Raw genomic sequence first — 26,877 nt, forward strand, 5'->3', positions numbered from 1 at the left:
GTGGTATTAATTCCAGTTTTTTAGTGGCCGGATAACTTCGCACCAGGTTTGCGGTGAACGGCCAAACGCTCAATCAAGTTCGAGCTTGGCGCATTTAATCCTGATAGGCGGACTAGCACACCGTTGTCACGAAGCTTTATTACAATCTTATCTATGGCAGCTACACCTGAGTCATCCCAGACATGCGCCTGTGTAAAATCAATCTCAACTTCTTTTAATTCTTCAGTAAAGTCGAATGCTGCTACAAGTTCATCTACAGAAGCAAAGAAAACCTGGCCCGTTACAGCGTAAATTTTCTTATCACTTTCAATTCGTGATGCAACATGCACTTTCGAAATTTTAGCGACAAAGAAGATCGCACTTAGGATGATTCCCGCGAAAACTCCTTTGGATAAGTCATGAGTGAAAACAGTTGTAACAGTCGTTGTCACCATAACAACTGAATCTGTGACAGGCGTCTTAGCAAGTCCTTTAATGGATGACCAATCAAAGGTACCGATCGAAACCATGATCATAACACCGACTAATGCAGCCATCGGTATTTGTACAACAATATTTCCTAATACTAAAATCAGAAACATAAGGAATGTGCCGGCTGTCAAAGCAGACAGTCTGCCTCTTCCGCCAGATTTCACATTTATGACGGACTGTCCAATCATGGCACAGCCTGCCATTCCGCCGAATAGACCTGCTACGATATTCGCAATTCCCTGTCCGCGGCTTTCCATATTCTTATCACTGGCCGTATCGGTCATGTCATCAACTATGGATGCAGTCAGCAAGGATTCAAGCAAGCCCACGATCGCAAGGGCAATTGAGTATGGGAAAATAATCTTCAGAGTCTCAAGGTTAAATGGAACATCCGGTATAAAGAATGCCGGAAGAGCTGATGTGATAGTTCCCATGTCGCCAACTGTGCGCACATCACTCTTTGTCATGATGGCAATGATAGTAATAACAATAATAGCCACCAGAGGAGATGGTACTGCTTTAGTAAATCGCGGGAAAATATAAATAATCGCCAATGCACCGGCAACCATCGCATACATCACCCATGTTGCATCGACAAACTGTTCAAGCTGAGCCATGAAGATCAATATAGCCAGTGCGTTAACAAACCCAATCATAACCGCACGCGGAATGAATTTCATAAAGCGGGCCAACTTAAGCACACCAAATAAGATCTGCAGAACTCCTGTCAAAATGGTCGCAGCAAATAAATACTGCAGTCCGTGATCCGCTACTAATGTAACCATTAATAACGCCATCGCACCAGTTGCAGCAGAAATCATTCCAGGCCTTCCGCCAACTATTGAAATGGTTACAGCAATACAGAAAGATGCATACAATCCAACCATTGGATCAACACCAGCAATAATCGAGAATGCAATCGCCTCTGGAATTAGTGCCAATGCCACTACGATTCCAGCAAGAATGTCTCCCTTAACATTGCCAAACCATTGTTCTTTTTTTGATAAAACTTTCAAATAAACACCTCTTTATTAATAGATTTATAGTAATGACTTTGAACTCTCATCAAAGTCGGGCCGACAAAAACATATAGAATCATAACACATATTTACTTAAATTTACAAACCTTTATGTAAGCGCTAAAAACACTTAAAATCTATGTTTTTCTTTTGAAATCAATAGATTGCTATGCATATAAAAAATAATTTCCAACAAAAAAATGACCCTGGAGCAGAGTCATTTCTAACCGATAGGCGAACAAATCTCAATATAATGTCCATCCGGATCTTCCACATATGCCACTTTCTGGCCCCATGGCTTTTCAACAGGCTCGAGCAGGACAGGCACTCCTGCGGCCTTTAGCTTTTCCACAGCCGCTTCCACCTCTTCTGTGACAAAGCCCAGCTCAAATGTCTGCTCCTTTCTTAATCCATCCGGTATTGGAAGCCCGGTGACTTCCCGCCCGCCTTCTCTCGTATTAAAGGAAAGAATGGTGCTGCCTGTTTCATACTCGATGTAAGTTCCAAATTCATTCCTAAGTTTCAGGCCCAGCAATTCACCATAAAAATACTTCGTTCTTTCCAGGCTTTCCGCATATAAAATCACATAACCCATCTTCAATTCCACTTATGTTCACCTCTCCTTTTCTTTTCCTGATATGATTTCAATAAAGGAGGGATTTTCTCCTTTTAGAAGAATGTATAAACTTTGGAATCATTTAATAGAGGTGCAGCAATGAACTGGAAAGAAATCGAACATCAGATGTACACGATGTGTATGGTTGCAGACGGAGATCAGATCCTTCTCATAAAACGGCCAGATTATAAAGGCTTCCCTGGCTATCTCGCACCAGGCGGAAAAGTAGAGTTTCCCGAGAGCATTACGGATGCAGCAAAACGCGAAGTGCTTGAAGAGACAGGGCTGCACGTCAAGAATATTATTTTTAAAGGTTGGGATGAGTACGTAAACCCCCAGATGAATGTGCGCTACATGGTATTTAATTATCTGGCAGACTCCTTTGAAGGAAGCCTTCTTGCGGATCCTCCTGAAGGAGAATTGCAGTGGGTTTCAAGACAAGATGCAATGGACCTTCCCATGCAGGATTGGTTTAAGAGAAAGCTGCCGCTTTTTTTCGAGGAAGGGACTTTTGAGATCCATTCAGTTTGGGATGAAGAGCACAACACAGAAGGAACAAGCAAGACAAGGGTTTTCACTAAGATTTAATGGAGGGGTAGCTGATATGATCGAAGATACAGCCCTAAAGGTGAAGATTCGTCCCATACAGGAAGAGGATTTGCCTATTTTATGGGACTATATTTACGGAACAGACAACCCTGAGTGGAAAAAATGGGATGCTCCCTATTTTCCGCTTGAGTATAAAGACTTTGAAGCGTATAAACAGGAATTTCTCCAAAAGGCAGCAGAATACCCGCCTCACAGCATGGTAATTGCAGCGTCAGAAAAGGTAATCGGCATTGTGGGATACTACTGGGAGCATCGAGATTCTAATTGGCTTGAAGCAGGAATTGTAATTCACGACCACGGGTATTGGAATGGCGGATATGGAACGGAAGCACTTACTCTCTGGGTGGACTTTCTATTTTCCTCTCTTCCGCTTGCCCGGGTGGGCATTACCACCTGGTCAGGCAACAAAAGAATGATGAAAGCCGCTGAAAAGATCGGCATGCAGCTTGAAGGAAGAATGCGGAAATGCCGGATTGTTAATGGGAAGTATTATGACAGCATCCGGATGGGCGTTCTGAGGGAAGAATGGGAAGAGAGGGTCCATTAATAGAAAATAGGCTCGTTTTTTAACGAGCCTAACCCTTATTCGCAGTGAGCCATGCATCCTTCTAAGAGGAATTCCTTTTTATCCTGGTCGATCTGCAGGATGGTCAGGCTGGTTCCATGAATAAAGGGCGGGTCCCAAATGCGTTCGACAGCTGCATTGCGGCAAAGCATATAAAGAGCTTTGACAGCAACAGCATGGGTAACAATCAGCACACTGCCTTCTGATGAGGTCTTTTGCATGTCTTCCAGAAAGGAAGCAACGCGGTTTGCCACATCGTAAAAGCTTTCTCCTCCTGCACTTTCATAGGACTCCGGCCGGTTCCAATAGGCATCAAACGCAGCCGGATAAAGCTCCCTTATTTCACTTTCCACTCTTCCCTGCCAATCACCAAGGTCTATTTCCATAAGCCTTTCATCTGTCTCGACCGGAATCTCCCTTATTCCTCTTACAAGCTGTGCTGTATGTAAAGTCCGTTTGCTCGGTGAAGAGATAATACGCTTAAATTTTATATCTCCTACTCTCTCTCCCAGCAGCTTCGCATCACGTCTGCCTTTCTCCGTTAAATCAGAATCCAGGCGCCCCTGCATTCTTTTCTCTTTGTTCCATTCCGTTTCACCGTGCCGGATGATATATAAAGTCAGCATCCCTTTTTTTCATGCCTTTCTTTTCAGTATATGAAAATAACTTCCTGCCAGTTTCCTGATTTCTTCCGATTTCGCTTCGGAAAAAACGGCTATAAAACAAGTGGAGGGGCCTGCTGATTTTTCCAGGTCCACTTCTGATTCAAGGTCCTTAACCTCAAACTTCCTGTTGGAGAACAGCCCGTTCAGCTCTTTCAGAATACCTTTTGAACCTACAGGAAGCGTCTCAGTATCTTCGATGGAGTTAATCATTTTAAAAAGCTTCAGCGGTGCTGCCTCCACCTCTCTCTCAATCAGCTCCTGGCCAACCAAGGGGGAACCTATAACCGCTATCCTTGTATCATCTGTATAAATTAGAGTCTCAGCAGGAAGCGCCCCCTGCCTTTTGCCAAGTACAGATAAACCTACCGCAGATTGAAGCAGGTTAAAATTGCTTTCTGTACTGCCGGTGATTCGCAGTTCCGTAAGGCCTAATTCATCGGCCCCCTTCTTAATGCCCCGTATAAGCTGATCCCAGGCATCATCTCCGCAGAAATTCTGAAGGGCAGCGGCAAATGGCTGAGCACCTGCCGACAAACATTCCATGACAGCAACACGAAAGGAATAATACGAAACGGTCTCGTAAGGAACCTGGACAGCATCCTGTTCTTTCTCGCCGATTGCTCCGCTATTATCACTGGCTACCACAATCATTTCTTCAGAATTAAAAGGAACGCTTAAGACATCCCTCACTGCTCAGCACCCGCTTTGGTCATAGCCGGGCCCACAAGCTTGACTAGTCTCGGAATCGCTATATAAGCAATAACAGCATTTATCACAGAGCCTATAAAAAGGGAAGGCACAATTGCCAGGTAAAAAGCCTGGCCCATTATAAAGATAAATGGAAGCGGGGCTGCAAAGGCATTGCCTAACACAAAAAGAATTCCCGCCAGCCAGTGCCTGCCTCTCTGATACAATGAACTGAAAATAAAGGCTAACAGTGCCATTTCAACAGCAATCAAGAGATGAAGAGGCCCTAATGGCATTCCGCCCAATAACGCCGACAGCAAATGCCCGATGGCAGCAACGGCCGCACCGCCATAGCCTCCAAGCAGCACGGCTGCAAGCAAAGCAGGAAATGCATCCAGCGCCACGCTTCCGACAACGGCCGGAACTTTGATCGCTGCGCCGATTGCTGTCAGTGCAACAAGCATGGCTGCCATGCCCAGCCGCATGCTTTTCATTCTTTATCCTCCTTGCGCTTTCCTTCACGGAATACATTAGCACTGCGAACATACTCCACATCTTTCTGGTTAAGACGGAAATTAACCACTCTTGCCAGGGCAAAGAAGTAATCAGATAAACGATTCAAGAATTTCAGTGCTACTGCAGAGGTTTCCGGATCCGCTTTTTTCAGTGAAACCACGAGCCGCTCCGCTCTCCGGGTTACTGTCCTGGCGATATGAATGGATGCAGATGCGGGTGCTCCCCCAGGCAGAATAAACCTTTCAAGCTTTGGCGCTTCCTCAATCAATTTATCAATCTTAGTCTCCAAATAATCTACAGATTCCTTCGTCAATTTCAGCTCCCGCTTTTTCGAAACATTTGCAAGGTCGCCGCCACAGTCAAAGAGCTCATGCTGAATCTTCTCCAGATCCTCCAGGACATCCTGAAAAATGGACGGATCCAGCTGTGTCATAGCCTGCCCGACAAAACAGTTGACTTCATCCACTGTTCCGTATGCTTCAACCCTTACATCATCCTTTTCCACCCTGCCTCCGATAATGCTTGTTTTTCCCTCATCACCAGTTCGTGTATAAAGTTTCATCAGCAATTCCCCATTTCATTTTATATTTTGACTGATGCCATACCAAATCAAATCAACTCTATCTGCAGCAGCAGCCGCATCCTGAAAGGCCCAGCCTGACGCATCCCGCCACTTTCGGTCAGCTGCTTCCATTGGAACTATGCCTTTTGTAATATCAGATCCGATTAAAATTATCTTTCGATTGACAGCTGTTTTTTCCCACTCTTGCCATTTTGCCAGCATCTCCTGCCATTTGTCCCGAATCTCTTCAAACTCCAGAGCATGTGACCATTCCCGAATCATCAGTTCGATTCCCTCATAGACGATTAGATTTTGATCCAAATCGCCAGCCACCTCACCATGATAAGCAGAAATCCATTTATGAGGAGTATCATCCAATTGATAAAATCCCTTCACCCATCCGGATTTCCCGTTAAAGGCGCCTCCTGTAATGAAGTGCATCTTTCTCCCCTCCTAAACTCTTCCCGTTTCCATCTAAGCTCAAAGCCTCTTCCAAACGGAACTTGCCATTCCCAGAATTCTTTTTTCTCCGGTGCATACTTTCCAAGAAGGTATCTTATGACTCCGCCGTGTGTAATAACAGCAGCAGCGCGCATATCCTTCTGAAGCAATTTATCGGTTAAATTCTGCCACCCCTTATCTACTCTCGCTGTAAATGCTGAAAAGGATTCCCCTCCAGGCAGCACCCCTGAGAAAGGGTCTTCCAGCCATTTTTGATAAGCCGGGTTATCTTTCAGCTCTTGATATGTCCTGCCTTCCCACTCACCAAAATGCATTTCTCTCCATTCAGGACATGATTCTATAGAATGCTCCGGGAAAAGAATTGCTGCCGTCTTCATGCATCTGCCTAAATCACTTGCAAAAATTCTTCTATAGTCTTGAGGCGCCGCGGCAAGCTTATCCCTATGTTCCGGACACAAAGGGGAATCTGTCCATCCCAGATAAGCATGGGACTTATTGGCTTCTGTCAGCCCATGACGAAATAATGCAACAGCCACAGTATCATCCATAAAAGCACCTCCGTCCCTTCCACGCTGGCCCCAAGTACATCCCCTGTCATCCCGCCAAACCAGGCAATGGCTTTCCTTGATAAGAATACGATTAACAATATTGAAAATAGAGCCATGATAAGAAATCCAACAATGGCCGGGATACCAGCCAGCCCGGCAGCTGCCCCGGCAGCCAGAAGGAAGATAGGATAAATAGATAAGGTGGTTTTCGAAGCAGCCTGCTGAAATAATGAGCCCAGCCCCTCTTTTTTGGCAGCCTTAACTTTTATCAGCAATACCCCCATTACCATCTTGCTTAAAAAGGGAATCACTGCGATTAAAAAATAGGAATATGGACTTGATAAAAGTACAATTTCATAGATAAATAGAAAACGGGTCCCCAGCAATACGATGATGGACAGCACCCCGAACGCCCCCACCCGGGGATCACTCATGATTTCCAGCCGCCTCTTTTGATCGCGATAGGAGAAGAACGCATCGCTCGCATCCATCCACCCATCAAGATGAATCCCGCCAGTCAGCAAAATGCCGGCCAGCCAGACGGCAAAGGCTGCAGCCAAGATCGAAAAAGGAGTCCATTCAAGAAAAGCATAGAGAATGAATGCGTATATGCTTCCCTGAATGAGGCCTGCTATAGGGAAGGTTCTGATTGCCTTCTCCAAATGAGGCTTATCCATGGGCAGAGACATTGGAATGGGAATGCTTGTGAAAAATTGAAGGTTGATCAATAATCCTTTAAGCCATTTCATTTTGATTTCTCCAGCTAAAGACGATTTCCTTTAATTTTTCCCAATCAAGATGCTGAATCATATTTTCCGCCAGTTCGTTGTATTTCCTATCCTTCAGGGCCTTTATTCGGACAGGCTCCTTACTTGGAATGCCTTTTTGCTTGCGCAGGGAATTAAGCCACGCACCCCTCCATTCATCATTATGGAAGATGTGGTGCATATACGTCCCTACCAGACGGCCTTCATTTCCATAGAATCCATCTTCTTCGCCATTTTGAAACAGTAGAAGGCGATTGCCATCAAAGTCTTCTTCAAGAACTGTTTCACCTAAATGGATTTCATATCCATCCAAGATTTCTTTTAAGGGAAGGTTCGTGCTTGAATGCAGAATGCCCTTCACCTGCACGGTCTTCTTGCGTTCATGAAAAACGGTATCTGCCGGGATCAAATTCAAGCCCTTTTCCTTTTCATTAGGATTCCCGGTATCAGAACCTGCCATATCGATTAATCTCCTGCCTAGCATCTGGTAACCTCCGCAAATGCCGGCAATAGAACCTCCATCGGCAGCATAGCGCACAATCCAGTCCGCCAGACCTTTTTCCTTGAAATAGCGCAAATCGCGAATCGTGCTCTTTGTGCCGGGAATGATCACCGCATCAGGCGAGCCAGCCTCCGATAGATGCCTTACCCATCTAATGTTCACGTCATCTTCATAGTAAAACGGATCGATGTCACTGAAGTTTGAAATAAATGGCGGCCGAAGCACTGCAATATCCAGAATACCTCCTCCAGCCCTGGGAACAGCAGCCTGAATGGATAGGGAATCCTCTGCATCGATCATATGGTCTTCCAAGTAAGGCAGAACTCCAAGGACAGGGATGCCCGTCCTTTCCTCGATCCAGCGGATACCATCCTCAAACAGGGTGATATCTCCGCGGAATTTATTAATGATAATGCCCGCAACCCGCTGTCTTTCCTGTTTGGTGAAAAGCTCCAGGGTTCCAACAATGCTGGCAAAAACACCGCCCCTGTCAATATCGGCAACCAGGATGACTGGCACATCCGCCATTTCGGCGACTTTCATATTAACAAGCTCTTTATCTTTTAAATTAATTTCAACAGGGCTGCCAGCCCCCTCTATCACAAGCAGCTCGTATTGATCATCAAGCAGACTCATTGCCTCTCTGATGGTCTCCAGTCCCTTTTCATAAAAGGATTCCCGATAGCTTCTTCCTGATAGGGAACTGACTGCTTTTCCAAGGAGAATGACCTCCGCATTCTGAGCGGATTGAGGCTTAAGGAGAATGGGATTCATCCAGACAGCAGCTTCAGTTCTTGCCGCTTCAGCCTGAATGCCCTGTGCCCTTCCGATTTCATTTCCATCCTTTGTCACGTATGAATTATTGGACATATTCTGGGATTTAAAAGGAGCCGTTCGGAAACCTTCATTGGAAAATGCCCTGCAAAGAGCCGTAGCAATCAGGCTTTTACCGGCATCGGATGAAGTCCCCTGAATCATTATCCCTTTCATTCCGGTTCTCCTTTCATTTGTATAGGGATGCCAGCTTCAACAAGATAGGCTTCATCAGCCATATCTACTATATTCGTGTGAAGCATCCCAAGTATTTTTGAATAGGTAATCACCAGTTCATTTTTGCCAATCGGCTCATTCAAGACTTCGTTGCTGACAACGATCAAGGCCCTGCATTTATTGCGGATTTCAGTGATGGCCCTGAGAATATCAGATGACAGATTTTCCTGGAATTCTCTGTTCCGCCAAACGTCCTCCGCTCTAAAAAGTTCATTATTCAAGAGAGTGGTCAAACAATCGAAAAGAATAATATCCTGATTATTAAAGTTTTCCGAGATCTCTTCCAGTGCGGATGGCTTCTCCCAGGTTGTCCAGTTCAAACCGCTCTTTTCCCGGTCATCCTGGTGCCTCTGAATCCGTGCCTCCATCTCGGGATCGTATGCTTTTCCTGCAGCAACATAATGAAGCTTTCCTTCCGTCTTTATTGCCAGCCCGGCAGCAGCCCTCTCTGCATAGGAGCTTTTTCCGCTCCGCACTCCACCTGAGATAAAAATCAGCGATCCTTCCGCCATTCCAGCATCGCCTCCATCAGCACATCGTTGTCCTTCGGCCCTTTAATCGCAAAGCGCAGCCACTTTCCTTCCAGGCCAGGGAAATTCATTGTGTGCCTCGGGATAATTCCTTTCTCAAGCAAAAATCGAAAAAGAGGCAGCTGCACATCAACGCTTGGATCTCTCAACAAATAGAAATTAACCGAAGAAGGAGAAACCTCAAAATCCGATTGCCGATAAAATTGAACCAGCCTCTCTCTCTCATGCCGGATCAACTTCTTTGTCAGTCTGACATGCTCTTTGCTGTCCAGACACCATTCTCCTGCTTTTAAGGCAAGGGCATTCACGCTCCAGTGGGGTTTCAGAGCAGCCGCTCTTTCGATTAACCTCTCACTTGCCAGCATGTATCCAAGGCGCAGGCCCGGTATCGAATACATCTTTGTCATGGAGCGCAGCACCACAACATTCGAATCCTTTCCTATGAAAGGAACGGTCGATTGATAGTCGCAGGCAAAATCATAAAAAGCTTCATCCATAATAAGCAGGCAGCTATGGAAATGACACTTCTCAACCAATTCCTTCACAATGGAAGATGGGTAAAAAATACCTGTCGGGTTATTTGGGTTGCAGAAGAAAACAGCATCGGCTACTTTTAGCTTTTCAGATAGCGCTTCCATATTGAATTCCCAGTCTCCAGGCTCCAGCTGATGATAAGAGACTGTACAATGATTAACTCGGCAGGCCTCTTCATATTCCGAAAAAGCCGGCTGAATAATCAGCACCCTTTTTCCGGCTATCATCCGGCCAATCAGGGTGATTAGCTCGGCGCCTCCATTTCCCACCAGAATCTGTGTTTCTTTTATTCCCTCTGCAGCCGCCAATTTGCTTTTTAATAGAGAAGAATGGGGATCCGGATAATCGCTAATAAATTGGAACAGGTTTCCCCATCTTTCTTTTAATTCGCGGGGAGGACCAAGGGGATTGATATTGGCACTGAAATCAATTCGCTCCTCAGGCATTGGTATATCGATCGATTCATACAAATATTGCGGGTTAGATCCATGTGAAGGCCAATTCAAGGAACATCCCTCCTGTCCATAATAAAAGCAAGAATAAGAAAACCGTCTTGTTCATGATCGAAATGCTTTTTATGATATGTTCTTTTTCAAGTAGCACCATTGGCATTCCCATCGTTGCACGGTTTGAGATTACACCCTTATAAAAATTGATTCCTCCCAGCTGAACGCCCAGAAGGGCTGCAACAGCTGCTTCGCCCCAGCCGCTATTTGGGCTCGGGTGCTTTGGTGCATCTCTTAAAAGGATTCCCCATGCTTTTCCATATGGAGAATGCTCCGGCTTTTGTGTAAGCATGATGCAAACCGATGTCAGCCGGCTCGGGATCCAGTTCGCGATATCATCCACTCTGGCAGATGCCCACCCAAAATCTATATACCTTTCACTTCTATGGCCGACCATCGAATCGCATGTATTAATGGCCCTGTAGATAAGGGCCATTGGAGCACCGCCAATCATGGCCCAAAATAATGGAGCTGTAATGCCATCACTGGTGTTTTCAGCCACTGTCTCAACAGCAGCCCTGACAATACCTGGTTCATCCAATCGATCTGTGTCCCTGCCGACAATGTATGAAAGCTTTAATCTTGCTTCTTCCATATCTCCTGCTGCCAGAGGCTCATAGACCTCCAGTGCTGCATCTTTTAAACTCTTTTGTGCAATGGCTGTGAAGATTAGAATGCCCTCTGCCAGAATACCGGCAATCGGGTGAATTTCATAGAAGAGCCATATGATTAAAAAAGTTATACCTCCTGCTGCCATCAGGACTATAAATAGCATGATAATCCCTTTTAATTTTCTATAGCGGCCTTTATTAAGAACTTGTTCAAGTTTATGTATCAGAGCACCCATCCATCTGACCGGATGCGGCCAGTTTGGCGGGTCCCCTATCACTTTATCTATTATGCAGGCAAAGGTTAGAGCGATCAGGTGGTATAAAATCATCTCTTTATCCTTCTTTGCGATTTTTTTATCGCCTCAACAGTACATTCGTAGACACCTTTTCCGACCACTTTGCCAAGCGGTGTAATCGTACCTGCATACTCAAGGTTTTCTCCCTGCTGTGTGGCCGCAATCATAATACTGTCTGTCGATGTTCCGGTCGCTATCGTCCCTGTGACTGCATCCTTTACTTTCTGATCATATAAGGCTCTTGTCTTTGCCTCGGTTGCAGTCATAATGCATTGAATAAAGGCTTCCTCTGTCAGATTGCCATTAACGAAAACCCATGTATTGATTGTACCCGGAGTCAGATGATAAGAATGTGCTTCACTTTTCGATGCATCAACAGCATTGCCGACACCTGCTGTCACGACCACATACACAGAAAAGGTTCCATCTTCATAAAATTTACTGCTATAATCCTCAACATATACAGCGGTCATCATCCCCACGGTTTCACCGGGTTCAAAGCCGATTTCCCGGACAAAATCCGCCATCTCCGCTCTATGATCACTGCAATCATAATTCTTGCTCACATGCCGGTTTAGAAATATGCGATTCCAGCCGGTACCCGATCCGGTTACACCTGATGACATGGTTTTCAGCGGAAATGGAGAGCGAAGGACAAGTAAGTCTTCCTTTACCTCAAGACTGGATCGATCAATTCGTTTCACTGATTGGCTTTCTGCCTGAGAGCGTTGCGGCACCAAAACCATCTGAGGGGCCGGGACTCTTGGATGCGGAAGCTTCTCAATCTTCGTCCTATAGACCTCACGTATTCGGCCTTCTTTTAAGACCTCATTGGGAACGTGGTTAATATTGACTTCGCCATTCTCCAGCAGTAATAGGCGATCACAGTACAGGCCGGCCAAATTCAAATCATGAAAAATGGAAATGACCGTCAGCCCGCAGTCTTTTGACCATACAGAAAGGAGATCAAGCAATTCTTTTTGATAGGATAAGTCAAGATGGTTAGTCGGCTCATCCAGCAATAATATTTCCGGCTCCTGGGCAAGGGCCTGGGCTAAAAACACCCTTTGTCTTTCGCCTCCGGATAATTGCTGAATATCATAATCCTGAAAATGGGAAATGCCTGTCTGCTCCATGACGCGATTGACCGCTTCTTCATCTTTGCTGGACCAGCTCTGGAACCACCCCTTTTGATGGGCATATCGGCCAAGGGAAACCGTTTCCTTTACGGTGTAAGAAAAGGCCTGAGAGGAGTGCTGCGGCAGAACAGCAATAATTTTTGCAAGCTCTTTCGGTGTATACTGTGAAAGGTTCTTTCCTTTGATCAGTATATCTCCTGACTTATGAGGCAGAATGCCGCTCAGCATCTTCAGAATCGTGGTCTTGCCGCTTCCATTCGGCCCCAATATTCCGAAGAGCTCCCCTTTTTCCACTTCAAAGCTGATATTTTTCACAACCGGTGCACCGGCATATCCGCCAGTAACTTGCTGAACGCTTAGCATGATTAACCACTTCTTTCTGAACTAAGATACGCCTTCGGAACAAGTAAAAACCGCTTGTTCCTGCAAACAAAACCCAAGGAAGTTTCCCCCTGGGCGCCCCCTTTGAATGGGTGGACGCCTGCGCTGGACAGTTATCGAAGTTCAAAGTTTATTCTTTCTTTTAATTAAAATAATGGCAAACGCAGGTGCACCGATTATCGCTGTAATCACACCGATTGGAAGCTCTGTAGGTGCAATGATCGTCCGTGAAACCAGATCGGCAATAATAAGAAAGCCTGCACCCATCAGAATGGATAGCGGCAATAAATGCCTATGATCCGGTCCCCATAACAGCCTGGTCAGATGAGGGATCACAAGGCCGACAAATCCTATCGTTCCAGATACAGCTACAGCCGCACCAGTCAAGATGGAGCCAGCTATCAGGACCATCATCTTTCTCTTCTGAACGTCCACCCCTATATGCTGGGCCTTTTCTTCTCCGAAGCTCATGGCATTAAGCTCTTTGCTGTTCACTAAAAGAAGGATGGCACCCAGTACAAAAAACGGAATGATAATTTTAATATACGCCCAGCCTCTCATGGATACACTGCCAAGAAGCCAGCCAATAATCTGTCTTAGCTCCTCTCCAGTAAGGGCAATCATCAGAGAAATTAGAGCGCCAAGAAAAGAACTGAAGATAATGCCTGTTAAAATAATCGTTTCCACTTTCATGGATCTTTCAATTTTCCTGGCAAATAGCAAGACGGCAAAAATGGTTAAAAAGGAAAATAAAATGCTGAATAACGGCAGTGTAAACATTCCTGCAAACGGAATGGATAATCCTAAGAACAATGTTAAAACAGCACCGAGTGAAGCCCCGGACGAAACCCCAATTGTATATGGATCTGCCAGCGGATTTCTTAATAAACCTTGAAAGGCGGCTCCCGCAATTGCAAGAGACGCCCCTACTAAGCCAGCCAGCAATACGCGAGGCAGGCGAATATTCATAATGATATTTGAATGCATAGCATCCGTGTTTTCCAATGAAATAAAAGGAAATAGCTCAGCGCTTATTACTCTGATAATCGTCATGGGGTGAACAGACACTGTTCCAATTGAAATCCCCATCAGAATGGCAAAAAGCAGGAAAGCCGCTGCTGTTATATAAGCTAAAAATTTATTATTTAAATACGTCCGGATATACTGCTTTTGCAAGTTCCTCGACTCCTTCAATAATACGAGGGCCAGAGCGGGTTACCATATCGGAATCAACATCGGCAACCTGCTTATTTTTCACTGCGGTTATATCCTGCCAGCCATCCCTGCCCATTACATTGCCGACAGCATCTTCAGTGTAATAGCCATGAGTTGTGATGATTACATCAGGATTCCTTTCGATAATCGCTTCCGGATCCATTTTTGGCCATCCTTCTTCCGTAATGATATTTTCTGCATTGATGGCACTTAACATTTCGTCCATAAATGTTTCTGTACCTGCTGTATAGATATCAGGAGCAGGTGAAACTTCCACGAATACCGATTTGCGGTCTTCTTCTTTTATGCCCTGAGCTTTTGTTTTAATTTCCTCGAGCTTGCTCTTCATATCTGAAACAAGCTGCTCAGCTTTATCTTTCTCTCCCGCTGCGGTTCCAACCATTACAATGGATTCATAAACCTGATCAAAGCTCTTCGCATCATTGACAACAAGGACGGTCACACCTGCATCTCTTAATTGCTGAAGCCCAGCTTCCGAATTATGTGCGCTTGAAGCGTGAGCAAGGACAAGATCCGGATTTAAAGAAATAATTTTTTCGACATTGAATTCCATGCCGCCAATCTTTTCTTTTTCTGTGGCTTCGGGCGGGTAGTTATCAAAATCGGAGACTCCGACAACTTCTTCTCCAAGTCCCAATTCAAATGCAATTTCGGTGTTGCTTGGAATCATGGACACAATTCTTTCAGGCTTGGAGTCAATGGTGATTTCATTATCAAGAGCATCCTTTATCGTTACAGGAAAAGCAGCCTCTTCCCCGCCGGCATTCTGCCCTTCCTCAGCCTTTTTCTCTTCTTTAGGCTGTTCAGCACTCCCGCCGCAGCCTGCAAGCACTCCTGCAGCCAGAAGCATTGTTAATAAAAATGCATACAACTTTCTCATACTCAGCAATCCTCCTAGAACTTTCGACAAAATTCGAGTGGTGTCTAACACCATCTTAAAAAATGTTCTCATAATATTTTTTAGCTTACAAACGAAGCGCGTTGATTTCCGAGGATCAAGTACACTCCGCTGCAATCAACTCAGTGGCAGAAACTAAGTTAGCCGCCCATAGACTTTTAGAATCAGCCAAATAAAAAACATCCCCTCGAACGGCAAGGAGATGTTGGTATGGTCATTTATCAATCAGTGCAAAAGGGATGGCCGGACCAAACACCTCCCTATCCTCGTAGGTTTATGGGTGCTTAAGAATCAGGCAGGTCTCCTGGCTCATGGTCAATGCGTTCTGCTCCTTCCCATACATTCCTGTACAGTGGATTTACAGACAGCTTCCATTTACAGTGGCGGGACCGCGCTGGAATTTCACCAGCTTCCCTATTAAGTCTTCAAAAGAGCCTGTTTTAAAACCCTTTTGAGAAGACACCTATTCTATGCGGATATAAAATTTTCTATCTCCGATTATACACCATCACATAGAAAAAGTAAGAGAAATTTGCTGAATGTTGTAAAAAAGTTCAGAATTCTAACGCGAGTATATTTTCCATTCCCTTGTTTTCTTATCAAACACAACCTTCGCCTCACATGGCTCTTTTACAATGGCTTCATACTCATCATACATATCATCCATATTCGCAAAGTCACCAATAATCCAAATAGGAATTTCTATCCGGACCCGATTCTGTTCGATATCCTTAATGGAAAGGACCGCTCCTTCTTTCATAAGAGCTTTTAAGGAAAGCAGGACATCTCTGGTGATTGGAGGATACGTCTTTTTCTTTTTTATGCCAAGGAGCGTTTTTTCGACTTTCATCTGTCCCATTTTACCGGGGATTACTTCCCCAAGCATGCGGTAAAAATCGTTCAGATCGCGATAATATGTGCGGTTAAACCAGCCATCATCATGGGCAAGGTACACATAGCGATTGCTCAGATAATTGTAAAAAGGCGGCTTAAGATGTTCCTTGACATGGCCGAGATAAAGGAGCTCAGCAATTGTCTGGCCGGGAAGCTCATTCACCGCTTCCTCTTCCTCGAAATCAATCCAGCAAAAATCGCCATAGCCATATACATCATCCTCAACCAGCCTGCCCAGCTTGTCCCTTGACACATAATCAAACATCGTGTGGGTATTAAAGTCCCCATGCTCAAAACGATGCTTTAACAAAAGCAGATTATTAATAGAATCTGAGAGAGTATGGGCAAACTCTGCAAACTCAATTCCATAAGTCATCACATACTGATCCTGTTCATTAAGATGGATGTAGATGAGATCACGAATAGCATGATTCCTTCTTTTCAATGGCGAAACCTCCGAACCGTTACCCAAAGTGGTGTTTTCAAAGAAAAGCACTGGGCTAGACAGATAAGAATAGCGCAAGCGCCTTCACAAATTAGTAAAAAGACAGCTTCTTTTGAAACTGCCTGTTAAATATCCAGTATTTTATTCTCTTATTGTAGCAAAAATAGCTGAAAATATCTTGCCGATGAGAAAAAATTTTAAATTGCATCATTCCCGGATTTTTTGAAAATACAGGAAACCATCATGCTGATTCATTCGTCTAACTACATGCAGAGAAAAAATGTAATCTGTTCTCCATTGTAAGGGTTATTTTTCTTTGTTAGGATAAAAATGTAAAAAAGGTAAAGAAACCAGGTGTATACAAATGAACAAGAATAATAGATTCTCAGACCGATTCGATTGGACGTTATGCTTTCTTCTGCTGCTATTTTTCCTCATCAGCTGCATCGCTATTTACAGCGGACAATCCTCCAATCAATATGAAGGGAATTTTGTCGTCTCACAAATAAAAAATTATGTTGTCGGAGCTATCATTGTGGCAATTGTCATGTATTTTGACAGCGAGCAAATCAGAAGGCTTACTTGGCCGCTGTACGGTTTAGGCATCCTATTGCTTGTCGGGTTATTCATTGCACCGGATAGCATTGCACCAGAGCGCAAAGGGGCTACATTGTGGTATATCATTCCTGGACTTGGTTCTGTGCAGCCTTCTGAGTTTGTTAAGGTATTCCTTATCATTGCCCTCAGCAAAATCATCGCTGACCACCATCTGAAATTTCAGGCAAAGACCGCAGGCACGGACTTTTTCCTTCTAATCAAATTAGGGGCAGCCACATTGCCCCCATTAGGATTGATTATTATTGAAGACCTGGGTACCGCCCTTGTCATCATCGCCATATTAACAGGAATCATCCTGGTTTCCGGAATCACCTGGAAAATCCTTGTTCCGATTTATGGGATCCTGGGCGCCTTTGCAGGAACCGTTCTATATCTGGTCATCATAGCACCGGAGATTTTGGAGAAGTACCTTGGGATAGACCCCTATCAGTTCAGCAGAATTTATTCCTGGCTTGACCCGGTTAATCACAAGCAGGGAGCAGGAATGCAGCTGTACAACTCCATGCTCGCAATCGGCTCAGGATTAATATCCGGTAAAGGGTTTACTGACAGACAGGTGTATGTGCCTGATGCCCATACTGATTTTATTTTTAGTGTCATTGGCGAGGAGTACGGCTTCTTTGGTGCCAGTGTAGTAATCAGCCTTTTCTTTCTGCTCATCTATCACTTAACTAAAACCGGCTTGGAGACGACCGACCCTTTTAATACCTATATTTGCGTCGGGGTCATCAGTATGATCACGTTCCATGTATTTCAAAATATCGGTATGACTATTCAGGTACTGCCAATCACCGGCATTCCGCTTCCGTTTATCAGCTACGGCGGAAGCTCGCTTATGGGAAACATGATGGCGATGGGACTGATTTTCAGCATTCGCTACCATCATAGAACTTATATGTTTTCAACAGATTCAAATTATGTTGCAAAATAATTCCAACAGCGTATAATAACATTAATATATTTAGTGTCTATGATGAAGAGAGTAGCAAAGGGCTCTTTCCTAAAAGCGAGACAGGGGCGGTGCAAGCCTGTCGGAAAACCTTTTTGCGAAGCGCACTTCGGAGATGCATAGCTGAAAGGAAAGTAGGCTATGCCGGGTTAGGAGTCCCGTTACCAAACCTCATAAGGAATGCGTTCAAATATTAGGAAACGTCCTTTCGCAAGAGGTCCTTTGGACAATCAGAGTGGTACCGCGGGCAGATTCAGCTCGTCTCTATATTTTTATAGAGACGGGCTTTTTTATTTTCCAGGAGGTGTAATATGATCAATTTCAAAGCTATTTTCACAGCTCAGCTGGCTTCAGTGCTGAATGGGCAGCTTTCTGACGAAGCAATTGCAGACTTAATTGAAGCGCCAAAGAATCCGGCACATGGCGATCTTGCTTTTCCTTGTTTTACACTCGCCAAAGCATTCAGGAAATCACCTGCCTCCATTGCTGAAGAGACAGCATGCCTGATTCAGGGACCGCATATCGAAAAAGCTGAGGCTGCTGGTCCTTACATTAATATCTTCTTTTCCAAAGAGTCAGCCGGTGCAGGCATAATGGAAAAAATCTTAAACAAAGGTAAGGAATATGGGCAGCTGAATGATGGCGCAGGCAAAACAGCCGTGCTTGATTTCTCTTCGCCAAACATCGCAAAGCCCTTCTCCATGGGCCATTTGCGGTCTACAGTCATTGGAAACGCCCTAGGCAGTCTAGCTGAAAAATGCGGTTATACAGCGGTCAGAATCAACCACTTAGGCGACTGGGGCACACAATTCGGCAAGCTGATCACCGCTTATAAAAAGTGGGGCAGCCCGGATAAAGTGAAGGAAAATCCAATAAAGGAACTGCTTAGCCTTTATATACGCTTCCATGAAGAAGCAGAAGCTAACTCAGCCCTTGAAGATGAAGCGCGTTCCTGGTTCAAAGAGCTTGAAAACGGAAATGAGCAAGTTCAGGCACTGTGGAGCTGGTTCAGAGATGAATCATTGAAAGAATTCCAGCGGGTTTATGATATGCTTGGCATTCATTTCGACTCATACAATGGCGAAGCCTTTTATAATGATAAAATGGAGCCCGTCATAGAGGAGCTGACGGCAAAAGACCTGCTGGCTGAGTCTGAGGGTGCAGAGGTGGTTCAACTGCCTGACGAAGGCCTTCCTCCATGCCTGATAAAAAAATCCGACGGAGCGACCCTGTATGCAACACGGGATCTCGCAGCAGCTTTTTACAGAAAAGAAACTTATCAGTTTGATCACTCCCTATACATTGTCGGTCAGGAACAGAGCATCCATTTCAGGCAGGTTAAAAGCGTTATCAAAAAGATGGGATATGAATGGGCGGATAATATGACACACGTCCCATTTGGCCTCTATTTAAAAGATGGAAAAAAGATGTCTACCCGAAAAGGCAGAGTCATCCTTCTTGAGGAGGTCCTGAATGAAGCAATCCTTCTCGCAAAGAATAATATCGAAGCTAAAAATCCCGGCTTGGAAAACAAAGGTGAAGTCGCTGAAGCAGTCGGCATCGGGGCTATTCTGTTTCATGATCTGAAAAATGACCGCATGAATAATATTGAATTTTCACTTGAAGATATGCTGACATTTGAAGGAGAAACAGGACCCTATCTGCAATACACCAATGCCCGGGCCTATTCCCTGCTCCGTAAGGCAGACGATGTCCCATCTGCTGAAAATGGGCTATCTGATTCTTATAGCTGGGAAATTATCAAGCTGCTCTATCAGTATCCTGAAAAAATCAGACAATCTTATATGCAGCTTTCCCCTTCTGTCCTGGCTAAGTATTTGATTGATGTGGCTCAAGCCTTCAATAAATACTACGGACAGGTAAGAATATTGGAAACGGATAACGGCGTCAAATCAAGACTTGCCCTTGTCAAAGCAGTCACAATTGTTCTTTCCGACGGCATGCAAACACTCGGCATGAAGGTGCCCCGGCAAATGTAAAAGGAGAGGCCATTATGGTCTCTCCTTTTTTGCCTTTATGCGGGCATTTGCTTTCTGCACTTTCACAAGGCTTCTTACTAAAAATCCGCCGACAAAGATGGCCATCAGCACTAGGCCGGTATAATTCAAATGTATTAATTTCAAAATCACACTTGCCACTGTAGCCATATATAAGGCTCCTAGCATATAGGTGATCTCTTCGTTTTCAAAATAGGAGGTAAGCCTTGCTCCAAATTGTGATCCTATCAGGCCTCCTGTTACGAGTGAAATGCCAATCCAATAATCAATGCTGACAGTAGAAGCGTAGGATAGGAAGCCTGCGGATACGATTAACATGACAGCAAACAAGCTGGTCCCTACTGCTTTCTTCGGCATCATCCCTAAATAGGCAACCGATAAAGGCACCATAATAAAGCCGCCGCCAACACCTAATGTCGTAGAAACAAATCCTGCAAAAAATCCAATCAGCACCATTTTCACAATGGATGGAGAAAGTTCAGAAGGCAGAACGGCACTGGTTGATTTTCTCCCTCTTTTTAACATGCCCAAAGCAAAATAAGACAGCAGAATGATATAAAACAAAGGAACTGCCCACGTATCCCAGCCCTTTTCCTCAAGAAACAGCACAAATGGGTGGGCGGCCTGAGTAGCTGCCATGCCGCTTAGTCCAAGAATCAGCCCTTGCTTAAGCCATATATTCTTCATCCTGATATGAGCGAAAATGCCTGAAAGAGAGGTGCCAATTGAAAAAAGCAAACTCGTGGTGATTGCTTCTACCGGAGAAAAGCCAAACAGCATGAGTGTCGGAGTAAGAATGAATCCCCCGCCTACCCCAAAAAAACCAGAGAGCACACTAATAAGCGCTCCGAGCGCAATAAATAAGAGATATTCCATTAAAAATCCTCACTAACCTTTATGTCTTGCCAATTAAGCGGTACTATATCACTTTACCATAATCAGCCATGGTTATACTGTGGATTTTGAATTTACCTTATTTATAATTATTATAAATAAGTATTGATTTTAATTTAGTATTTGTTATAATAAATATATAAATGATTTAGGGGGAATATAACAATGGAAAAATTACATGCAGCATTAAATGTACAAATCGCAAACTGGAGTGTTCTTTATACTAAATTGCACCGCTACCACTGGTTTGTAAAAGGCCCGCTCTTCTTTACCCTTCATGAAAAGTTCGAAGAATTATATAATGAAGCAGCGGAAGTTGTGGATGAGTCAGCTGAACGCCTGCTTGCAATCGGCGGCTCACCGGCAGCGACATTAAAGGAGTTCTTAAGCATCACTACTCTTGAAGAGTCCAATGGGGAAAAGAAAGCAGAAGATATGGTTGCTGCTCTTGCTTCCGATTATAGACATATTAAAGAACAATTAATTTCTTTAGCCCAGCTTGCTGAGGAGCAGGGAGATCAAGTGACAGGCGACTTTGCCATCGGTCTTATGGAGAAATTGGATACGCATATTTGGATGTTAAATGCCTACTTAGGAGAATAATCGATAATAAAGAAAGAGTCAGTGAGAAAAATCACTGGCTCTTATTTTTGTGAAGAAAAAAACCGTTCCCTTAAAGGCTCACTGAGATGTTATGATTGACCTGATTGCCTGATATCATCTTCTGAAAGGAGTATCCATAATGGCAAACTTAAAATATTCATTATTTATTTTTCTGGGCGCATGCAGTTATGGCATTCTGGCATCCATTGTGAAGCTCGGACTCCAAGCCGGCCACTCTGTTCCTGAATTGACTGGAAGCCAATATTTATTTGGGCTCCTTTTGCTGTTGCTTTCTTTCCCATTTATCAAAAGAATGAAAATCACCCTTAAACAAACAGCAGCTTTATTATTGACCGGTGCCTCCCTTAGTTTAACAGGCATTCTATATGGAATGAGCCTTGATCGGAATCCGGCCTCCACCGCAGTTGTCCTCTTATTTCAGTTCACCTGGATAGGAATTCTTTTAGAAGCCCTATATGAAAGAAAGATGCCCAGCAAAGCAAAAGTCATTTCTTCGATCTTGCTTATTATAGGGACTGTATTTGCAAGCAACCTGATTAATTCCGGGTCACATCCTATTAAAGCTGATGGACTGATCTATGGCTTATTATCTGCTGTTACATTTGCCGTATTCATTTTTGCGAGCGGCAAGGCAGGTAAAGGAATTCCAACCATCCAGAGGAGCATCTTCATCACATTTGGCGGTCTTCTTCTGGTTGCAGCTGTTTCAGGCCCCGTCATAATAAGCGGTGGCATACAGCTAGAGGGCCTGTGGAAATTCGGGCTGCTGATGGCATTATTCGGCGCTATTTTCCCAATTGTATTCTTTGCAATCGGTTCACCTCATTTAGATTCAGGTCTTGCCACGATTGTAGGTTCTGCCGAACTCCCGGCCGCTGTTGCTGCTGCCATGCTGATTCTTGGCGAAAGAATTTCAGAAACACAGACTTTCGGAATCGTGCTGATCCTGATTGGAATAAGCATTCCGCAGTTCTCATTTAAAAAAGCAGCAAAGAATCGTTTTAGCACGTAAGGAGTTTTTACGGCAAAAATTATTTTGAGGAGACTTTGGAGATCCACTCCAAAGTCTTTTTTCTTTAAAGGCTGTTGCACCGGGTTCGGACTCATTTGACCAGAATTCACCTCCTACTGTCCGAATTAGCGCAGGATTCTTTACGATATTCTCCTTCATAAAGGACTATTTAAAGAAGACTGTTTACTCCTAAAAGCAGTGGGTATATGAAAGTATGCATTCTACAAATTCTTTTAAGGAGTGACAATATTGGACAATAATCGGTACTGGGGCGGATTTGATTACCTTTTGGCCAAACTGCCTGATTTATTATTAGCACTATTAGTATTATTAGTTGGCTGGATTATCGCAAAAGCAATCGAAAAAGCCCTTTTAAAAGGCCTGCGCAAAACCAGCCTTGATGACAGAGTATTCCCTGATAAAGCAAATAGAAAATATTCATCTGAGAAAATAATCAGCAAGATTATTTACTATCTGCTTTTAGTGTTCGTGTTTATCTTGTTCTTCAATATATTGGACCTCGATATTATCGCTGCACCGCTTGTGGGCATGTTCTCCTCCATCATGGCAGCAGTGCCGAGCATTTTAAAAGCAGCTCTAATTCTATTATTCGCATGGCTGATCGCCATTGGACTCAGCCTGCTGATCAGAAAGAGCGGCAGAACGCTCAAAGTTCATGAAAAGCTGAGCAAATGGAATTTAACAGACAATAAAGAGCAGCCTGCCAATGTTATTGATAACGCAGCTAAAATTGTTTTCTACCTGACATTGCTGGTATTCCTGCCGGCTGTATTGGGAGCTCTAAACCTGAATGGAATTGCCGGACCGTTCACCGGCATGCTTGAAAGCATCCTTGCCTTTTTGCCTAAGCTTCTTGCAGCAGCCCTGATATTATTTGTCGGGTGGTTTGTTGCAAAAATCGTCCGCGATATTGTAACGAATTTCCTGCAGGCTATTGGAAGTGAAAAACTAACCGCAAGACTTGGCTTAAACCGATTGTTTGAAGGGACAAGCCTGGCATCTGTAATTGGCACAGTTGTGTTTGTGCTTATTCTGATCCCAACAGTCATTGCCGCTCTCGAGAGATTGGATATTGAAGGCATTTCCGGACCTGCCATTGCCATGCTGAATGACGTCCTGACGATGCTGCCGAATATTGCTGTAGCTATATTCTTCGTGCTAATTAGCGTTTGGCTCGGAAAATGGGTCCGCAAATTCGTCTCCAGTTTACTCGAACGCATCGGCTTGAATTCTTACTTCTCCGGTATGGGATTAAACAAGTCTGCTGCAGCAGGCAATGGTTTAAGCTTCTCCCAGCTGATTGGCTATATTGCAGAAGTGATTATTGTCCTGTTGTTTGTGGTGCAGGCTCTTAATATCCTTGGCCTTGACTTCCTCGTAACATTGGCGACAGGTGTAATTGCCTACCTGCCTCATGTGATTGCAGCTCTTGTCATTCTTGGTGTAGGTTTGTGGCTGGGCAGTCTGGTTAAGAAATTGCTAAGCACGATTCTTCAAGGACCGCATTATAAATTCCTTGCCAATGTCGCCCAGGCAGCCATTATCGCGATTTCAATCTTTATGGCACTTGATCAGCTTGGTCTCGCAGCTTCCATTGTCAATGCCGCGTTCGTTCTAACACTTGGTGCACTTGCACTGGCATTCGGCTTATCATTTGGTCTGGGAGGGAAAGACTTTGCTGCCAAATATCTTCAAAAGCTTGATCGTAAAATTGAAGAAACAACCATTAATAAAGATGCCGATACGAAAGCAGTGATGAAAGAAGCTATGCCGGAGATGAAACCAGGCAATGCCCCTGGCAGTACTGATAAACCGATTAACCCAACAAATTCGGATCCATCTATGAATCCGGCAAACGACCCATTAAATCCGCGCAATAACCGGATGGATGAAAACAATGGGCCATTGAAATAATATGGGAAGCACGTCCCTGTGGGCGTGCTTTTTTATTTTCCAGGCTTTTTATCTTCACAAAAACCTGCAATTTAAGTAAACTATTAATACCAATAAAACCAATGAGAAAGGTCGGAAAATAATTGGCAAATACAACGGTTTCTATTCCCCTTCCGCTCGTAAGAACCAATCAATGGTCAATCGTATTAAGTGTTTTAGCTTCGTGGATTACCGGAGAAGCATGGATTCTCGCCATACCCCTCCTTGCAGGTATAATGGGCCTATTGTTCGGCTACAATCCCATTATGCGTACAGCAAAACATTTTCTAAGAAAAAATCCTGCTGATTACATTCCCGAAGACTGGGAGCAGCAGCAATTTAATCAGGTGATTGCCGTTGCTTGCCTGGCGCTGGGCCTAACCGGCTTTCTTCTGGGCTGGACAGCTGCAGGATATGTTTTTACAGCTATGGTAGCTCTATCAGCATTTGTTGCCATTCTTGGATTTTGCATAGGCTGTTTTATCCGCTTTCAGCTCAATCAATATAAATACCGAAAATCGTTAGATAATTCTTAAGGCAGCCATCACGGCTGTCTTTTTCTTTTCCATTTCCACCCAGCTAGTTTCAAAGGACTTTTTAAGGGGTACATATTTCATAAGTAAATCATTCTGAGGTGAAAAAATGAAAACTGCCAGTAAGTTTCTTTTAACAAAAGAAGATATGACTAACCCCGAAATTGTGCCTGGGTGGGTTACTCAAGAATATAAAACATTTCATGATACGGTTACAGATAAAACCTTCCCGTGCTATTTTGGAATGACTGCTGAAATGCGCGGCGAATTAAGATATGCCTATATTACACAGGAGGACTGGTCTAACCTGCCGGAAGCCCTCGAATCCTTTATCGAGCTTTTTGAGGCACCAAAACTGATTCGCCATGGCCTGTTTGTATTTGTTGAGCCGGAAAAAGATGAAAAACCGCTTGAACATTACAGAGAATATTTCTGGAATATTCTTCAGTATTTGCATAAGGTTGATACAAAGCCTTGGCCCAAGGATTATCCGACAGATCCTGACCATCACCTTTGGGCGTTTTCTTTTGCTGAGGAACCATTCTTTGTGTTTGGAAATGCGCCTGCCTACAAGCAGCGAAAGACGAGGGATCTAGGCAACAGCCTTGTCCTCGGTTTCCAGCCGCGCCGCATCTTTGAAGGTCTTGAAGGCACCTCTAAAGGCGGCATCATGTCCAGGGAAAAGGTCAGGGAACGGGTTGAAAAATGGGATGGCCTTCCTACCCATCCAAACATCAGCCACTATGGCGATCCCGAACACCGTGAGTGGAAACAATACTTTATCGGTGATGACATTAAACCTATCAAAGGGAAATGCCCTTTTCATCATAAATAATTTTGAAAGCGCAGCGCCTTGCGCACGAAATATTATCGAGGATCTTCCGTCTTCCGCCCAATCACCTAAGCGGGCAGATCGGAAATCTGGCTGAAGTGCAAAAACTGCATAAATAAATAAGGAACCGTTCTCAGTAAACGGTTCCTTATTTATGGGTTATATATTGATTAATGCGACTGCCGATTGCGGCCAGTACTTCTCCGCCGGCTGCCTGGCTTTGAAGCTGGTCCACAAGTACAGCGGCGTAAACGGTGTTTCCTTTATAGGTAAATATGGCGCAATCATGCTCTATTCCGGGAAGTTCCCCTGTTTTGCTGGCAACCTTGACTTTTTCCGTGTCTATCGTGTTTGCAAGTTTATTCTTATACTGCTGTTTTTCCAATATATCCAGAGCTTTTTCTGTATATTTCCCGGATAAAAGTGAATGCTCTGCCAATGCTTTCATGCCATACACCATATCCCTGGCAGTCGTGATGTTGTCCATGCCGTTTTTCAATGCCTCAAAGTCCATCATCTTCCTGTTTAATTCTGTGCAATTAAAGCCCAAACCTTTGATAAGCTGATTGATTTTCTCTATTCCCAGCCTCTCAATGATAAGATTAGTCGCTGTATTATCAGATACAATGACCATGAGCGTCATTAAGTCTATAACCTTCACCTTCAAATCTTTGCTCATGGCCTGCAGTACCCCAGCCCCGCCAACCCGGACAGTATCATTCACTTCTGCTTCTTCATCAAGCTGAAGCAGGTTATTCTCCGCCTGCGAAAGACCCGCGAGTAAAATAGGAACCTTAATTAAGCTTGCGGAAGAGATAACATCATCGGCATTTGTTTCGATTACACCATCCCCTGTATGGATGTATACGGCCACGTGTCCTTCACAGCAGCTGGCCAAATCAAGAATTTCTGCTTTGAGAGTATGAAAGTTCATG

General features: G+C 44.2%; 28 protein-coding genes, 1 riboswitch and 1 other annotated feature. Of the genes, 9 read left to right on the forward strand and 19 right to left on the reverse strand.

The window, feature by feature from the left end:
* Positions 1-20 precede the first annotated feature (20 nt).
* Positions 21-1,487 (reverse strand): SulP family inorganic anion transporter, encoded by a 1,467-nt coding sequence (locus DFO72_RS25250; protein WP_113885031.1) that lies wholly within the window; start codon positions 1,485-1,487, stop codon positions 21-23.
* A gap of 226 nt (positions 1,488-1,713) precedes the next feature.
* Complete coding sequence (locus tag DFO72_RS25255) at positions 1,714-2,097, reverse strand: VOC family protein (protein WP_113885032.1); 384 nt, start codon at positions 2,095-2,097, stop codon at positions 1,714-1,716.
* 108 nt (positions 2,098-2,205) lie between these two features.
* On the opposite strand from DFO72_RS25255, the gene DFO72_RS25260 reads away from it, so the two are divergent.
* Together DFO72_RS25260 and DFO72_RS25265 are read left to right on the forward strand one after the other, a co-directional pair.
* Positions 2,206-2,694, forward strand: coding sequence for an 8-oxo-dGTP diphosphatase (locus DFO72_RS25260; RefSeq protein WP_113885090.1), 489 nt, complete (start codon positions 2,206-2,208; stop codon positions 2,692-2,694).
* A gap of 16 nt (positions 2,695-2,710) precedes the next feature.
* Positions 2,711-3,262: a GNAT family N-acetyltransferase gene (locus DFO72_RS25265; protein ID WP_113885033.1), complete on the forward strand. Its 552-nt coding sequence runs from the start codon at positions 2,711-2,713 to the stop codon at positions 3,260-3,262.
* A gap of 35 nt (positions 3,263-3,297) precedes the next feature.
* Here the strand turns inward: DFO72_RS25265 and DFO72_RS25270 are convergent, their stop codons facing one another.
* The 15 genes from DFO72_RS25270 to DFO72_RS25340 all read right to left on the reverse strand — a co-directional run bounded on the left by DFO72_RS25270 (position 3,298) and on the right by DFO72_RS25340 (position 16,509).
* Positions 3,298-3,906 (reverse strand): histidine phosphatase family protein, encoded by a 609-nt coding sequence (locus tag DFO72_RS25270; RefSeq protein ID WP_113885034.1) that lies wholly within the window; start codon positions 3,904-3,906, stop codon positions 3,298-3,300.
* A 9-nt stretch (positions 3,907-3,915) separates the two neighbouring features.
* Complete coding sequence (locus DFO72_RS25275; protein ID WP_113885035.1) at positions 3,916-4,635, reverse strand: ATP-binding protein; 720 nt, start codon at positions 4,633-4,635, stop codon at positions 3,916-3,918.
* Positions 4,632-5,126: an ECF transporter S component gene (locus DFO72_RS25280; RefSeq protein WP_113885036.1), complete on the reverse strand. Its 495-nt coding sequence runs from the start codon at positions 5,124-5,126 to the stop codon at positions 4,632-4,634. The genes DFO72_RS25275 and DFO72_RS25280 overlap by 4 nt, the downstream gene beginning before the upstream one ends.
* Entirely contained in the window at positions 5,123-5,710 is a 588-nt protein-coding gene (locus DFO72_RS25285; RefSeq protein WP_113885037.1) for a cob(I)yrinic acid a,c-diamide adenosyltransferase, read from the reverse strand. The genes DFO72_RS25280 and DFO72_RS25285 overlap by 4 nt, the downstream gene beginning before the upstream one ends.
* Before the next feature lie 15 nt (positions 5,711-5,725).
* Positions 5,726-6,151: a bifunctional adenosylcobinamide kinase/adenosylcobinamide-phosphate guanylyltransferase gene (locus tag DFO72_RS25290; protein ID WP_113885038.1), complete on the reverse strand. Its 426-nt coding sequence runs from the start codon at positions 6,149-6,151 to the stop codon at positions 5,726-5,728.
* Positions 6,103-6,720 carry a histidine phosphatase family protein gene (locus DFO72_RS25295; protein ID WP_113885039.1) on the reverse strand — a complete coding sequence of 206 codons (618 nt, stop codon included), beginning with the start codon at positions 6,718-6,720 and terminating at the stop codon, positions 6,103-6,105. Before DFO72_RS25295 ends, DFO72_RS25290 begins: the two co-directional genes overlap by 49 nt.
* Positions 6,678-7,469 (reverse strand): adenosylcobinamide-GDP ribazoletransferase, encoded by a 792-nt coding sequence (gene cobS, locus DFO72_RS25300; RefSeq protein ID WP_113885040.1) that lies wholly within the window; start codon positions 7,467-7,469, stop codon positions 6,678-6,680. Before cobS ends, DFO72_RS25295 begins: the two co-directional genes overlap by 43 nt.
* A complete protein-coding gene (locus DFO72_RS25305) occupies positions 7,456-8,979 on the reverse strand; it encodes a cobyric acid synthase (RefSeq protein ID WP_113885041.1) in 1,524 nt (507 codons plus the stop codon). Before DFO72_RS25305 ends, cobS begins: the two co-directional genes overlap by 14 nt.
* Positions 8,976-9,551 (reverse strand): bifunctional adenosylcobinamide kinase/adenosylcobinamide-phosphate guanylyltransferase, encoded by a 576-nt coding sequence (locus DFO72_RS25310; protein WP_113885042.1) that lies wholly within the window; start codon positions 9,549-9,551, stop codon positions 8,976-8,978. Before DFO72_RS25310 ends, DFO72_RS25305 begins: the two co-directional genes overlap by 4 nt.
* Positions 9,533-10,609: a threonine-phosphate decarboxylase CobD gene (gene cobD / locus DFO72_RS25315; protein WP_113885043.1), complete on the reverse strand. Its 1,077-nt coding sequence runs from the start codon at positions 10,607-10,609 to the stop codon at positions 9,533-9,535. Before cobD ends, DFO72_RS25310 begins: the two co-directional genes overlap by 19 nt.
* Complete coding sequence (gene cbiB, locus DFO72_RS25320) at positions 10,584-11,549, reverse strand: adenosylcobinamide-phosphate synthase CbiB (protein ID WP_113885044.1); 966 nt, start codon at positions 11,547-11,549, stop codon at positions 10,584-10,586. Before cbiB ends, cobD begins: the two co-directional genes overlap by 26 nt.
* Complete coding sequence (locus DFO72_RS25325; protein ID WP_113885045.1) at positions 11,546-13,018, reverse strand: adenosylcobinamide amidohydrolase; 1,473 nt, start codon at positions 13,016-13,018, stop codon at positions 11,546-11,548. The genes cbiB and DFO72_RS25325 overlap by 4 nt, the downstream gene beginning before the upstream one ends.
* 141 nt (positions 13,019-13,159) lie before the next feature.
* Positions 13,160-14,212 (reverse strand): FecCD family ABC transporter permease, encoded by a 1,053-nt coding sequence (locus DFO72_RS25330; protein WP_113885046.1) that lies wholly within the window; start codon positions 14,210-14,212, stop codon positions 13,160-13,162.
* Positions 14,178-15,152: an ABC transporter substrate-binding protein gene (locus DFO72_RS25335; protein ID WP_113885047.1), complete on the reverse strand. Its 975-nt coding sequence runs from the start codon at positions 15,150-15,152 to the stop codon at positions 14,178-14,180. Before DFO72_RS25335 ends, DFO72_RS25330 begins: the two co-directional genes overlap by 35 nt.
* Positions 15,153-15,447: 295 nt before the next feature.
* A riboswitch (cobalamin riboswitch) is annotated at positions 15,448-15,652 on the reverse strand.
* Between the two features lie 80 nt (positions 15,653-15,732).
* The gene (locus DFO72_RS25340; protein ID WP_113885048.1) at positions 15,733-16,509 is read right to left on the reverse strand and encodes a hypothetical protein; all 777 of its coding nucleotides are present in this window, start codon (positions 16,507-16,509) and stop codon (positions 15,733-15,735) included.
* A gap of 364 nt (positions 16,510-16,873) precedes the next feature.
* Between DFO72_RS25340 and DFO72_RS25345 the strand changes: the two genes are divergently transcribed.
* Together DFO72_RS25345 and argS are read left to right on the forward strand one after the other, a co-directional pair.
* Positions 16,874-18,058, forward strand: a complete 1,185-nt coding sequence (locus DFO72_RS25345; RefSeq protein ID WP_113885049.1) for an FtsW/RodA/SpoVE family cell cycle protein — start codon at positions 16,874-16,876, stop codon at positions 18,056-18,058.
* A 30-nt stretch (positions 18,059-18,088) separates the two neighbouring features.
* Positions 18,089-18,345: a binding site (T-box leader), on the forward strand.
* A gap of 45 nt (positions 18,346-18,390) precedes the next feature.
* Positions 18,391-20,076, forward strand: coding sequence for an arginine--tRNA ligase (argS, locus tag DFO72_RS25350; RefSeq protein ID WP_181782408.1), 1,686 nt, complete (start codon positions 18,391-18,393; stop codon positions 20,074-20,076).
* Between the two features lie 12 nt (positions 20,077-20,088).
* Here argS and DFO72_RS25355 read toward each other — a convergent pair whose 3' ends face one another.
* Positions 20,089-20,970 carry a sulfite exporter TauE/SafE family protein gene (locus DFO72_RS25355; protein ID WP_113885051.1) on the reverse strand — a complete coding sequence of 294 codons (882 nt, stop codon included), beginning with the start codon at positions 20,968-20,970 and terminating at the stop codon, positions 20,089-20,091.
* 183 nt (positions 20,971-21,153) lie between these two features.
* Here DFO72_RS25355 and DFO72_RS25360 point away from each other — a divergent pair, with 183 nt between their 5' ends.
* The 5 genes from DFO72_RS25360 to DFO72_RS25380 all read left to right on the forward strand — a co-directional run bounded on the left by DFO72_RS25360 (position 21,154) and on the right by DFO72_RS25380 (position 25,945).
* Positions 21,154-21,591 carry a Dps family protein gene (locus DFO72_RS25360; protein ID WP_113885052.1) on the forward strand — a complete coding sequence of 146 codons (438 nt, stop codon included), beginning with the start codon at positions 21,154-21,156 and terminating at the stop codon, positions 21,589-21,591.
* 139 nt (positions 21,592-21,730) lie between these two features.
* Positions 21,731-22,624 carry an EamA family transporter gene (locus DFO72_RS25365; protein ID WP_113885053.1) on the forward strand — a complete coding sequence of 298 codons (894 nt, stop codon included), beginning with the start codon at positions 21,731-21,733 and terminating at the stop codon, positions 22,622-22,624.
* Positions 22,625-22,873: 249 nt separating this feature from the next.
* A complete protein-coding gene (locus DFO72_RS25370) occupies positions 22,874-24,559 on the forward strand; it encodes a mechanosensitive ion channel (protein WP_113885054.1) in 1,686 nt (561 codons plus the stop codon).
* A 122-nt stretch (positions 24,560-24,681) separates the two neighbouring features.
* Positions 24,682-25,113, forward strand: coding sequence for a DUF4395 domain-containing protein (locus tag DFO72_RS25375; protein ID WP_113885055.1), 432 nt, complete (start codon positions 24,682-24,684; stop codon positions 25,111-25,113).
* A 106-nt stretch (positions 25,114-25,219) separates the two neighbouring features.
* Entirely contained in the window at positions 25,220-25,945 is a 726-nt protein-coding gene (locus tag DFO72_RS25380) for a YqcI/YcgG family protein (protein ID WP_113885056.1), read from the forward strand.
* A 145-nt stretch (positions 25,946-26,090) separates the two neighbouring features.
* On the opposite strand, the gene DFO72_RS25385 is transcribed toward DFO72_RS25380, so the two are convergent.
* A complete protein-coding gene (locus tag DFO72_RS25385; RefSeq protein WP_113885057.1) occupies positions 26,091-26,876 on the reverse strand; it encodes a serine hydrolase in 786 nt (261 codons plus the stop codon).
* Between the last annotated feature and the right edge of the window lies 1 nt (position 26,877).

Source organism: Cytobacillus oceanisediminis, assembly GCF_004366035.1.
Taxonomy (GTDB): domain Bacteria; phylum Bacillota; class Bacilli; order Bacillales; family Cytobacillaceae; genus Cytobacillus; species Cytobacillus oceanisediminis_C.